The organism is Rhodopseudomonas sp. BR0C11, from assembly GCF_010820945.1.
Classification (GTDB): Bacteria; Pseudomonadota; Alphaproteobacteria; order Rhizobiales; family Xanthobacteraceae; genus Rhodopseudomonas; species Rhodopseudomonas palustris_H.
Genome location: NZ_QTKI01000114.1, coordinates 1 through 12,408 on the forward strand (window position 1 = coordinate 1; position 12,408 = coordinate 12,408).

Annotated in this window: 10 protein-coding genes; 3 read left to right on the forward strand and 7 right to left on the reverse strand. The window is 65.4% G+C overall.

Translation table 11 applies throughout. From position 1 onward, the window contains the following. Positions 1 to 1,164, forward strand: a 1,164-nt coding sequence (locus DYI24_RS11305; RefSeq protein ID WP_164572355.1) for an efflux RND transporter periplasmic adaptor subunit, incomplete at its 5' end; no start/stop codon positions are given. After that, positions 1,161 to 4,319 (forward strand): efflux RND transporter permease subunit, encoded by a 3,159-nt coding sequence (locus DYI24_RS11310; protein ID WP_164572356.1) that lies wholly within the window; start codon positions 1,161 to 1,163, stop codon positions 4,317 to 4,319. The genes DYI24_RS11305 and DYI24_RS11310, both read left to right, overlap by 4 nt. A gap of 25 nt (positions 4,320 to 4,344) precedes the next feature. On the opposite strand, the gene DYI24_RS11315 is transcribed toward DYI24_RS11310, so the two are convergent. The 6 genes from DYI24_RS11315 to DYI24_RS11340 form a co-directional block, all read right to left on the reverse strand. Beyond that, on the reverse strand, positions 4,345 to 5,355 hold the full coding sequence (locus tag DYI24_RS11315) for a branched-chain amino acid ABC transporter permease (protein WP_164572357.1): 1,011 nt from the start codon (positions 5,353 to 5,355) through the stop codon (positions 4,345 to 4,347). After that, positions 5,352 to 6,215, reverse strand: coding sequence for a branched-chain amino acid ABC transporter permease (locus DYI24_RS11320; RefSeq protein WP_164572358.1), 864 nt, complete (start codon positions 6,213 to 6,215; stop codon positions 5,352 to 5,354). The genes DYI24_RS11315 and DYI24_RS11320 overlap by 4 nt, the downstream gene beginning before the upstream one ends. A gap of 13 nt (positions 6,216 to 6,228) precedes the next feature. After that, positions 6,229 to 6,933 carry an ABC transporter ATP-binding protein gene (locus DYI24_RS11325; protein ID WP_164572359.1) on the reverse strand — a complete coding sequence of 235 codons (705 nt, stop codon included), beginning with the start codon at positions 6,931 to 6,933 and terminating at the stop codon, positions 6,229 to 6,231. Further along, positions 6,926 to 7,645, reverse strand: coding sequence for an ABC transporter ATP-binding protein (locus DYI24_RS11330; protein WP_164572360.1), 720 nt, complete (start codon positions 7,643 to 7,645; stop codon positions 6,926 to 6,928). Before DYI24_RS11330 ends, DYI24_RS11325 begins: the two co-directional genes overlap by 8 nt. A gap of 7 nt (positions 7,646 to 7,652) precedes the next feature. Continuing rightward, positions 7,653 to 8,852 carry an ABC transporter substrate-binding protein gene (locus DYI24_RS11335; RefSeq protein WP_349627767.1) on the reverse strand — a complete coding sequence of 400 codons (1,200 nt, stop codon included), beginning with the start codon at positions 8,850 to 8,852 and terminating at the stop codon, positions 7,653 to 7,655. A 169-nt stretch (positions 8,853 to 9,021) separates the two neighbouring features. Continuing rightward, positions 9,022 to 9,882, reverse strand: a complete 861-nt coding sequence (locus tag DYI24_RS11340) for a MaoC/PaaZ C-terminal domain-containing protein (protein WP_164572362.1) — start codon at positions 9,880 to 9,882, stop codon at positions 9,022 to 9,024. Between the two features lie 199 nt (positions 9,883 to 10,081). On the opposite strand from DYI24_RS11340, the gene DYI24_RS11345 reads away from it, so the two are divergent. After that, positions 10,082 to 10,939 (forward strand): IclR family transcriptional regulator, encoded by an 858-nt coding sequence (locus DYI24_RS11345; RefSeq protein ID WP_349627768.1) that lies wholly within the window; start codon positions 10,082 to 10,084, stop codon positions 10,937 to 10,939. Between the two features lie 160 nt (positions 10,940 to 11,099). Here DYI24_RS11345 and DYI24_RS11350 read toward each other — a convergent pair. Beyond that, a partial coding sequence (locus DYI24_RS11350; RefSeq protein ID WP_164572364.1) for a class I adenylate-forming enzyme family protein occupies positions 11,100 to 12,408 on the reverse strand: 1,309 nt, incomplete at its 5' end.

Genomic DNA, 12,408 nt, shown 5'->3' on the forward strand with positions numbered 1-12,408 from the left:
ATCCTGTACTACCGCAATCCAATGGGGCTGCCCGACATCTCCAAGGTGCCGAAGAAGGACTCGATGGGGATGGACTACGTCCCCGTCTATGAGGGCGAGGACAGTGCGGACGGCACGGTGAAGCTCTCACCCGGCAAGATCCAGCGCAGCGGCGTCAAATCCGAGCCAGCCGAACGCCGCGCCCTGCATGTGATGGTGAAGGCGCCGGGCGTGATCCAGCTCGACGAGCGCCGCATCTCGGTGATCGCGATGCGCAGCGAGAGCTTCGTCGAGAAGATTGCCGACGTCACCACCGGCAGCTTCGTCAAGGCCGGGCAGCCGCTGATGCAGATCTACAGCTCGGCGATCGCGTCAGCCGCCGCCGAATATCTGTCGACCATCAACTCGAAGACCACCAGCACGATCGAAGCGTTCGGCCGCGGCTCGCGGCAGCGGCTGGTCAATCTCGACGTACCCGACGAGACCATCGCCGAACTGGAGCGGACGCGGACCGCGCCGGTGACGGTGCAATGGCGCGCGCCGCGCGACGGCATCGTGCTCGAGCGCAACGCAATCGACGGCATGCGCGCCAATGTCGGCGATGTGCTGTTTCGGATCGCCGACATCTCGACGGTGTGGGCGCTAGTCGACGTCGCCGAACGCGATCTCGGCTCTCTCGCTGTCGGCCAGAAGGTGACGATCCGGGCCCGCGCCTTCCCGGATCGCGCACTGTCGGGAACGATCGCGGTGATCTATCCGCAGGTCAATCGCGACACCCGCACCACGCGGCTGCGTGTCGAACTCGCCAATCCGGATCTGAAGCTGCTGCCGGACATGTATGTCGATGCCGAGATCGACATCGCCGGCGATGCACCGGCGCTGACGATCCCGACCTCCGCTGTGCTCGATAACGGCAGCCGCCGCATCGTGCTGGTGGACAAGGGCGACGGCCGGTTCGAGCCGCGGACGGTGACGCTCGGACGTCGCGGCGACGGCGTCGTCGAGATCAAACACGGCATCGACGAAGGCGAGGCGGTGGTCACCTCCGCCAACTTCCTGATCGACGCCGAGAGCAATCTGAAGGCCGCGCTAAAGGGCTTTGCCGACGGAGCGAACGCCCCCAACACCGAGCCGCAAGCATCGTCTCACAATCACGCACACGACCACGCCGGAGCCCAGCCATGATTGCCCGGATCATCGCCTGGTCGGCACGCAATCTGCTGCTGGTGCTGTTCGGCACCGGATTCGCAGCGGCTGCGGGCCTCTACGCCCTGCTGCATCTGCCGCTCGACGCCATTCCGGATCTCTCCGACACCCAGGTCGTCGTCTACACCGAATATCCCGGGCAGGCGCCACAGGTGATCGAGGATCAGGTCACCTATCCGCTGACCACCGCGATGCTGACGGTGCCGAAGTCGAAGGTGGTGCGCGGCTTCTCGTTCTTCGGCGTGTCGTTCGTCTACGTGATCTTCGAGGATGGAACCGACATCTACTGGGCGCGGTCGCGGGTGCTGGAATTCCTCAACGGCGCCGCCTCGCGTCTGCCGGCAGGCGTCGCGCCGAGCATCGGCCCGGACGCCACCGGCGTCGGCTGGGTCTACCAATACGCGGTGATGTCGAAACAGCTGAACCTTGCAGACACCCGCACCATCCAGGACTGGAATCTGCGGTTTGCGCTGGCCAAGGCCGAAGGCGTCGCAGAGGTCGCCAGCATCGGCGGCTTCGTCAAGCAGTACAACGTGGTGCTCGATCCGCAGCGGATGCGCGACCGCGGCATCACTATGGCGCGGATGCGCGAGGCGATCCGCGCCTCGAATGCCGATGTCGGCGGCCGCACCGTCGAACTGTCGGAGTTCGAATACGTCATCCGCGGCAAGGGCTACCTCAAGGACATCAACGACCTCGGCAACATCGTGCTGAAGGCCAGCGGCGGCACACCGGTGCTGCTGAAGGATGTGGCGCGGGTCGAACTCGGCCCCGACGAGCGCCGCGGCATCGCTGAGCTCAACGGCGAAGGCGAAGTGGCCAGCGGCATCGTGCTGCAGCGCTTCGGCGTCAACGCGCTCGATGTGATCGAGCACGTCAAGAAGCGCTTCCAGGAAATCGCCAGCAGCCTGCCGAAATCGGTCGAGATCGTGCCGGTGTATGATCGCTCGACGCTGATCTACAGCGCGATCGACACGCTGAAGCACACCCTGTTCGAAGAGAGCCTGGTGGTCGCCGCGGTGTGCATCATCTTCCTCCTGCACGTCCGCAGCGCGCTGGTGGCGATCCTGATGCTGCCGATCGGCGTGCTGATGGCCTTCGCCGCAATGAAGCTGCTCGGCCTCGGCTCCAACATCATGAGCCTCGGCGGCATCGCGATCGCGATCGGCGCCATGGTAGACGCCGCGATCGTGATGATCGAGAACGCCCATAAGCACCTGGAGCGCGCCGAGCCGGGCAAATCACGCATCGCGATCCTGATCGAGGCCGCCTCCGAGGTCGGGCCGGCGCTGTTCTTCAGCCTCTTGATCATCACCGTATCGTTCCTGCCGATCTTCACGCTGGAATCGCAGGAGGGGCGGCTGTTCGGGCCGCTCGCCTTCACCAAGACGTTCGCGATGGCGGCGGCGGCGCTGCTGTCGGTGACGCTGGTGCCGGCCCTGATGGTGATCTTCGTCCGCGGCAAGATCGTTGCGGAGCATCGCAACATCATCAACCAGGCGCTGATCTGGGTCTATCGTCCGGTGATCCGCGGCGTGCTGCGCGCCAAGATGCTGGTGATCGTGCTGGCGCTGGTGGTGCTCGGCGTCTCGATCTGGCCGGCGCGCCAGCTCGGCACCGAGTTCATGCCCGCGCTCGACGAAGGCACGCTGCTCTACATGCCGACCACCCTGCCCGGCCTGTCGATCACCAAGGCCGCCGAGCTGCTGCAGATGCAGGATCGCATCATCCGCGGCTTCCCCGAGGTCGCCTCGGTGTACGGCAAGGCCGGCCGCGCTTCGACTGCGACCGATCCGGCGCCGACCGAAATGTTCGAGACGGTGATCAACCTTAAACCGAAAGCAGAATGGCGACCGGGCCTGACCACCGACGGGCTGATTGCCGAGATGGACAAGGCGCTGCAATTCCCCGGCGTCTCCAATGCCTGGACAATGCCGATCAAGGCGCGGATCGACATGCTGTCGACCGGCATCCGCACGCCGGTGGGCGTCAAAGTAATCGGCACCGATCTGGTCGAGATCGACCGCCTCGCCAAACAGGTCGAGCAGGTGCTGAAGACCGTCCCCGGCACCTCCTCGGCCTATGCCGAACGCACCATCGGCGGCTACTACTTGGAGATCGTTCCGGAACGAACGGCTCTGGCACGCTACGGCCTCGCGATCCAGGACGTGCAGGACACCATTGCCACCGCGCTCGGCGGTCAAACCGTGACCACGACGGTGGAAGGCCGGCAGCGCTTCACCGTCAACATGCGCTATCCACGTGAACTGCGCGACGATCCGCAAGGAATCGCCCGGGACGTGCTGGTGCCGCTGCCGGCCGGCGGCGCCGTGCCGCTCGGCGAGGTGGCGACGGTGCAGCCGGCGCGCGGCCCGACCTCGATCCGTACCGAGAACGGTCAGCTTGCGACCTATATCTATGTCGATATCCGCGACCGCGACCTCGGCGGCTACGTCGCCGACGCCAAGCAGGCGGTGCAGGCGGGCGTGAGCTTCCCGCCCGGCACCTATGTGACCTGGAGCGGGCAGTACGAGTACCTCGAACGCGCCACCGCACGGCTGAAGATCGTGGTGCCGCTGACGCTCGCGATCATCTTCCTGCTGCTGTACCTCAACTTCCGATCACTGACCGAAACGCTGATCGTGATGCTGTCGCTGCCGTTCGCGCTGGTGGGCGGGCTGTGGCTGATGTGGGCGCTCGGCTTCAATCTGTCGGTCGCAGTCGCGGTCGGCTTCATCGCTCTGGCCGGCGTCGCAGCCGAGACCGGCGTGGTGATGCTGATCTATCTCGACCACGCCCTGGCCGCCGCCAAAGCGCGATGCGCCGCAGAAGGCAAGCGGTTGACGCCGCGCGATCTGCAGGAGGCGATCATGGAAGGCGCGGTCGAGCGCGTCCGGCCGAAGATGATGACGGTGGTGGCGATCATGGCGGGCCTGCTGCCGATCCTGTGGAGCAGCGGCACCGGCTCAGAGATCATGCAGCGGATCGCCGTGCCGATGATCGGCGGCATGGTCTCGTCGACACTGCTGACGCTGATCGTGATCCCGGCGATCTACGGCCTGATCGAAGGCTTTAGGCTGAAGCGCGCGGCCCGCCGCCGCGATGCGGGGGCGGCGCTGGCGCCGGGAGCGTAGTCGCTCCCGGCCGCTGACGGCCGGCTTAGGACGCTGAAGCCGGCCGCGGCTCCGGGCCGCGGCGGCGCAAGCTGCGCCACGCCCGTTCGGCGAGCGGCAGCAGGCCGCGCGGTGTGACGAGGATCACCACGATCACGACGACGCCGTAGATGAAATAGTGCAAGCCTGGCACCGCCCCGCCGAGTTGGCCGCGCAGCACCTCGCCGAGCGGCACCAGCAACAGCGCACCCAGCGCCGGACCGAACGCGCGGCCAAGCCCGCCGACGGTGGCGAACAGCACGATCTCGATGGTGATGGTCGGGGTCGCCAGCAGATACGGATCGGCAAACGTCAGATAGCGCACATAACAGGTGCCGACGATCGAGGTCAGCACCGCCGAGATCGTCATCGCGGTGATCTTGTGGCGCAGCACGTTGACGCCGATCGCCTGCGCTGCCTTCTCGTTGTCGCGGATGGTGCGGAGATAATAGCCGAGCGGCGCATTGAGGATCGCGACGTTGACCAGCACCACAGCGGCCGCCAATCCCAGCATCACCCAGAACGCACCGCGTCCGCCACCGAATTGGAATGCCCAGAAATCACCGGTGTCACGCGGTAGCAGCAAGCCTGAGGCGCCGCCGAGGAATTCCCAGCCTTCGACGATGATCGCGCCCATCTCGGCGAACGCCAGCGTGATCAGCACGAAGGAGAGATGGCCGAGCTGAAAGCGGAAGTCGATCCAGGCGATCATGGCGCCGAGCGCGCCGGCGATCGCCGCGGAGATCACCAGCCCGGCCCACATGTTGATGCCGAACTTGACCAGCAGCGCGGTCGACAGCATTGCGCCGATGCCGATGAACAGGCTGTGCGCCAGCGACACCTGCCCGGCCATGCCGCCGACGAGGTTCCAGGCCGACGCCAGCGCCACATAGACCAGCGCCAGGGTCAGAAGGTGCAGGTGGTAGCTGTTCAGCACCAGCGGCAGGCAGGCCGCGAGAACCAGAATGCCCCACAGCCACGGCGACGCCAGGGTCTGGTAGAAGCCCTTGCCGATCATGACGTCCTCCAGGTCAGGCCCTGCGGCCGGAACAGCATGATCAGCACGAAGATCGCGTAAGGCACCAGACGGCCGAGCGTATCCGACACGTAGATCTGGCCGAACGCCTCGGAGATGCCGATCACCAGGCCGCTGAGCATGATGCTGACGAAATTGGTCATACCGCCGAGCACCACGACCAACAGCGTGATCACGGTGTACTGCAGGCCCTGGGTCGGGGTGATCGGCGTGCCCGGCAGCAGCAGCGCCGCGGCGACGGCGAGGATCGCGACGCCGATCGCGAAGGTGACCACCTGAACCCGCCCGACATCGACCCCCATCAGCGCCGCGGCACGCGCGTTCTGATGCACCGCACGGATCGAACGGCCGAAATCGGTCGAGCGCAGCATCACGTAGAGCCCGATCGCCATCGCGAACGCGACCGCAAACGCGATCAGATGCGGCAGCCGCAGCACGACGTCGCCGAGGATGATCAGCTTGGATTCGACGATCGACGGCGTGCGCGCCGGCTGGCCGCCGAACACCATCAGGATGCCGTTCTGCAGCACCAGGCTGAGACCCAGCGTGAGCTGCACGATCATCAGAAACTGGTGCCCGGCCATCGGGCGTAACAGATAGCGGTAGACCAGCCCGCCGATCAGCGCCATCACCGGGATGGTGATCAGCGCCGAGACGTATGGATCAAGCGCGAACGCCGAGAACAGCGCCAGCGCCATGAACATCGCCAGCGAGATGAAATCGCCATGGGCGAAGTTGACGATGCCGGATACGCTGTACACCAGGCCCATGCCCAGCGCGAGCAGCCCGTAGGTGCTTCCGATCAGGACGCCTTGCGCCAAGGCCTGCCAGAATTCGCTCACTTGCCGTCTCCGTTCACAGGCCCAGATAGGCCTGCCGCGTGCGCGGATCGTCCCTGACCAAATCGGCCGCGCCCTCGACCGCGACCTGGCCGCGTTCGAGCACGTAGCAGCGCTGCGCATGGCGCAGCGTCAGATTGAGGTTCTGCTCGACCAGCAGCATGGTGAGGCCGCTCTGGTGCAACTGGTCGATGATCTCGAAGATATATTGGACGAACAGCGGCGACAGGCCGAGCGAGGGCTCGTCCAGCATCAGGATGCGCGCTTCCGCCATCAGCCCGCGGCCGATCGCCAGCATCTGCTGCTCGCCGCCGGACAGCGTGCCGGCGGCCTGGGTCAGTCGCTCCTTCAGCCGCGGGAACAGATCCAGCACCTTTTCCATCTGCGCCGGACGATGCGGCCGGGCGCGGTCGCAAAACCCGCCGAGCAGCAGATTCTCGCGCACGCTCATCTCCGGGAACACCAGCCGCCCCTCCGGCACCTGGATGATGCCGAGTTCGACGCGCTCGCGCGCCGTGGCGCGGGTGACGTCCTGCCCCTCGAACAGAATGCGGCCGGACATCGGCGTCACGATCCCCGACAGGCAGTTGATCAGCGTGGTCTTGCCGGCATTGTTGGCGCCGAGCAAGCCGACGATTTCGCCGGACGCGAGCCTGAGCGACACGTCGCGCAGGATCGGCGAGCCGCCATAGCCTGCGACCAGACCTTCGACCTCAAGCATCGAGATGCTCTCCGAAGTAAGCGTCGATCACCTTGCGGTCCTTGATGATCTCGTCGGGCGTGCCCTCGGCGATCTTCTCGCCGAAATTGATCACCACCATCCGGGTCGCCATCCGCATGATCACCGGCATGACATGCTCGACCATCACGATGGTGACGCCGGAGCGGTTGAGCTCGCGGATGATCGCCATCGGCGCTTCGGTCTCGGCCATTGTGAGGCCGGCCATCACCTCGTCGAGCAGGATGCACTGCGGATCGGTCGCGACGCATTTGGCGACTTCGAGCAGCTTCTTGTCCTGCAGCGACAGCGTCGCCGGCGTTTCATCGAGCTTGGCGCCGAGGCCGACGCGGGTAAGAACTTCGGCCGCATAATCGATTGCCTGCCGCAGCGGCCGCCGGGTCAGCGCCGCTGTGGTGACGACCTCGAGCGTCGTCATGTCGGCGAAGGTCTGGACGATCTGGAAGCTGCGCACTAGGCCGCGGCGCGTCAGCCGGTCGGGCGAAATGCCGGTGATGCGCTGGCCGTCGAACCGGACGTCGCCGCTCGACGGCGCAATGAAGCCGGAGACGACGCCGAACAGCGTCGTCTTGCCGGCGCCGTTGGGGCCGATGATGCCGAGGATCTCGCCCTTCTCGACGCCGAACGAGACGTCGTTCAGCGCGAGCAGGCCGCCGAAGCGTTTGCTGATGTTGTCGACTTCGAGAATAGCCACGACGAGATCAGCTCTTGGGACGCGGAGCTGCCTGTGCGAACTCCTTCGGGAACACGACTTCCTGGCTCTGATCCGGCATCCACTGGATCATCATCGCCGAGCCGTCGGTCAGCAGCCGGTCCTCGGCGAACTGCAGCCCCTTCGGCTTGGCGATGTAGAGATGCGGATCGCCGAACGGGATCTTGAAGCTCTTGAAAGCGTCGAGCAGCGCGTCCGGCTCCAGCGACTTGGCGTTCTCCAACACCTGCTGCAGCACACGCGCGCCCTGGGCATATTGAACCGCGCCCTGACCGATGCGATCGAGCTTGGCGACGTCGCGCAGCTCGGTGATGATCTTCTGCATCGAGTCCATCTTGGCGCCGGCGCTGAAGCCGGTCATGCCGAACAGGTTGCGCGTCAGCACCGCCTTGCCGATCTCGGGGCCGAGATCCTTCCACAGCGACAGGTCCGAGTAGCCGTCGGTGCCGCCGACGAACAGACTGCCCTGGTAATTCAGGTTATAGCGCGCCTGATGCATCAGAATGCCGTCGCGTGGCGTCACCAGCCCGGTGACCACGTCCGGCTTCAGCGAGCGGATGCGGATCATCGCAGAGGTCTGGTCCTGCGCCTTGGTGTCGAGCGGCGCTTCGCCGATCACTTCGATGCCGCTGGCCTTCAGCTTCTCGACCAGGAACTTGTTGACCTGCTGGCCGGCCTCGTAGTTCGAGTAGCACATCACCGCGGTCTTGATCGGGAACTTGTCGTTGTCGCGCAGCGACACGATGAAATCGTGCATCGACTGCGCGTAGCCGCGGTCATACGGATAGCCGAGCGAGAACATGTAGTTCGACTTGGCGCCACCGGCCCAGATCGACAGCGTCGGCACCTTCAATTCGTCGAGCACCGGCGTCAGCGCCAGCATCTGGGCGCTGAGGATGGTGCCAGTGAGCAGCGGCACCTTTTCTTCGGTGATCAGGCGGCGCGCTTCCGTCGCGGTCCGCGCCGGCTGGCTGGCGTCGTCGGCCTGCAGCAACTGAATCTTAGCGCCATCCTTGCTTTTGATGCCGCCGCTCTTGTTGATCTGGTCGATGATGTAGTCGAACGCCGGCTTGCCTTCCTGCGCGTAGGCCGACAGACCGCCGCTCATCGAATTGATCACGCCGATCTTGATCGGCGCGGGCTCGGCGCTGGCGTTGCGAACCCAAGGCGCTGCGACCGTTCCGGGCACCAGACCCGTCGCACCGATTCCGAATGACCGTCGGGAAATGGACACGGGCGTTCCTCTTGTTGTTCGTTGTTGTTGCAGCGTCGGCGGACTTATACGTGATGCCCGCCGAAAGTCACTCTCCGCAGGCCGGCCGCCTCGTTTTCCTTTATGCGGAATAATCGGACTAACGTCACGAGACCGCGGCGAGACCGTTGTTGATCACAACGACATCCCGTTCGGCCACTTTGGCACGGAACGAAAGTCGTCCTTCCGCATCTTTCCACACTTCGGTGACGATGGTTTCGCCGGGATACACCGGCGATGAGAACCGCACCTGCATCTTGGTCAGCCGCGTCGGATCGCCATCGCAGCAAAGCTCGACCAAGGCGCGGCAAACCACGCCGAAGCTGCACAGCCCGTGTAGAATCGGCTTGTCGAATCCGGCCTTGCGCGCGACTTCGGGATCGGCGTGCAGCGGATTGTAGTCGCCGGACAGCCGATACAGCAGCGCGGCGCGCGGCGAGGTTGCGATCCGCAGCGACAGATCGGGCGCACGCTCGGGCAGCGCGTGCGGCACCGGCAATGGCCCCGAGGGTCCGCCGAACCCACCGTCGCCGCGCAACATCGTGGTCGAGGTCAGGCGGCACAACAGATCGCCGGTCGCCTTGTCGACGACATCGCGCTCCGACAACAACACGGCACCCTTGCCGGCGCCCTTGTCGAACAGACCGGTGACGCGCGAACGCCCCACCACTGTCGCCTTCGGCGGCAGCGGCTTGAAGATCTCAAAACCCTGCTCGCCATGCAGAACCTTGCGCCAGTCGACGCCGGTGTCCTCATTGCCGAGCCAGAACCCCGGATAGCCGAGCACCACCGACATCGACGGCAGCACTTGCAAATCCTGCTCGTAGACGTAACGCAGCTGCTTCGCGTCGAGCGGGGCGTCGCCATAGCCAACGCCGAGCGCGTACAACATGGTGTCGCGTTCGGTGTAGCTCTGCTCGATGTCGGGAATGGGCCAGTTGCGCAAGCGCGCGGGGTCGATCGGCATCCTTCCGCTTCCTCTTGTTTTTGTGCAGCTTGCCACCGCAGCGACGGTCGCACAATATGCGAAATCGATTTTCGCAAACATCTTTGACTCGCGGCCGTGCCGCACGGAAACCACGATCATGGCGGCGAAGACAACCACGCGCGGGCCCGCAGCCGCCAAGCGAAGCGGTGGCGCGAAAGTCGCGAAGCGACCGCCTGCTGTGAGCTCGGAAGATCGCGCGCAACGCCGCGTCGAGCGGCAATCGCTGCAGCGCGCATCGCGCCGGCCCCGCGCCGACGCCGCCGAACGCGATGATGCCGGCGGCCGGCTGTTCGTCTCGGCGCTGGCGCGCGGCCTCGACGTGCTCGGCGCGTTTCGCGCCGGCGACCGCGCGCTCGGTAATCAGGAGCTCGCCGAGCGCACCGGATTGCCGAAGCCGACGATCTCGCGGATGACTCACACGCTGATCCAGCTCGGCTATCTCACCTACGAGCCGCGCTCGGCGACCTATCAGCTCGGCGCCCGCGCGCTGGCGCTGAGCTACGCGGCGCTCGCCAATCTCGACGTCCGCAAAGCCGCGCTACCGATCATGACCAGGCTCGCCGAAGACAGCCAACTGCATGTCGGGCTCGGCACCCGCGAACGGCTGATGATGCTGAACATCGAAAGCTGCGAGAGCGACGCGCTGATCGGCCTGCGGCTGCCACCGGGCTCCCGCGTGCCGCTCGCCACGACGTCGCTCGGCAAGGCCTATCTGGCGACGATCGGCGACGATGAGCGCCGGGCGCTGCTGGCGGAATTGCGCGAGCATCACGGCTCAGACTGGCTGAAGATCGAAAAATCGATCACCAAGTCGATGCGCGAGATGGCCCGGCAGGGCTTCTGCATCTCGACCGGCGAGTGGCGCAAGGACATCAACGCAGTCGGCGCCGCAATCGTGCCGCCGAATGGAGGCCCGGTATATGCCTTGAGCTTCGGCGGCCCGGCCTATCTGGTGTCGCAGCAGCAGCTGATCGAACACCACGGCCCAGCGCTGGCACATGCAGCGAGAGCAATCAGCGCGGCGCTGGGCGGGTAACGGCGCGGTCCGGCATCTTTAGCCGAAGACAGAGGCACGACCTTTCCCGTCATTACGAGCGAAGCGAAGCAATCCATCGTCCGGCGCGCGAAGCTGGATTGCTTCGTCGCTGCGCTCCTCGCAATGACGACGCGAGTGACGTTGTGCCTGAGACAGAACCTCAACTCACCCGCCGGTCCTTGTCGCTCCAATACGCCGCGCGGAGCGCCGCCTTGTTGATCTTGTTGACGCTCGACAGCGGCAGCGGGTCGTCGCGGAATTCGATGCTGCGCGGCGATTTGTAGTCGGCGATCACCGAGCGGCAGAACGTGATCAGCTCCTCCGCCGTCAGCGAAGAGCCGGCGCGGCGCACCACCACCGCATGCACCGCCTCCCCCCATTTGGCATGAGGGATGCCGATCACCGCGCATTGCAGCACGTCGGGATGCGCCGCGATCGCGTTCTCGACCTCGATCGAATACACGTTCTCGCCGCCGGTGATGATCATGTCCTTGATCCGGTCGGAGATGTAGAGATAGCCATCAGCGTCGAACCGGCCGGAATCGCCGGTATGCATCCAGCCGCCGCGCAGCGCCTGTGCGGTCAGTTCCGGCTGTTTCCAGTAGCCCATCATCACCATCGGCCCGCGCACCACGACCTCGCCGACCTCGCCAGCTTTCAGCTCGCTGTCCTCGTCATCGACGATCCTGACTTCTGCCGACACAATGGGCCGGCCGGCCGAGCGCAGCCGATGCCGCGGCGCGGACGGCAGATGATCCTCAGGTGACAGAATGGTCGCGACCGGCGACAGCTCGGTCATGCCGTAGGATTGGCCGAACCTGATCGACGGAAACCGCCGCAGGCACTCCTGCAGCACCGCTTCGGGCATCGGCGAAGCACCATAGGTGATCAGCTTCAGGCTCGACAGATCGTAGCTGTCGAGATCCGGCAATTGCAGGATCATGCCGAGCATCGTCGGCACGAAGGTCGCCACCGTCACCTTGTGCTGGCTGATCGCAGCCAATACGTCGTTCGGCGAGAACCGCGGGATCACCACATGGCGCCCGCCCATGATCGAGGTGGTGTAGACGCGAGCACCGGCGCCGAGATGGAACAGCGGCCCGGCGTGCAGCGCCACCGTGGTCTCATCGAAGCCGAAAGACAGCGACGTCACCACCGCGTTGACCCACAGATTGCGGTGGCTGAGCATCACGCCCTTGGCGCGGCCTGTCGTACCGCCAGTGTAGAACAGGCACGCGAGATCGTCGTTGCCACGGCCGGCGTCGGCGCAAGGCTTCTCGTCCGCGAGCAGAGCCTCGTAATCGTAGAGCTTCGGCAGCCCCGCGGTGTTCGGCGCGGCAGCGATCACAGCGGTGATGCAGTCGCAAGCGTCGGCGAGCTGCAGCGCACTGTCGAGAAAACCGCGATCGCTCACCAGTACCCTTGGCTCGGCATCCGTCACCTGCTCGATCATCTCGGCGAGCGAGAAC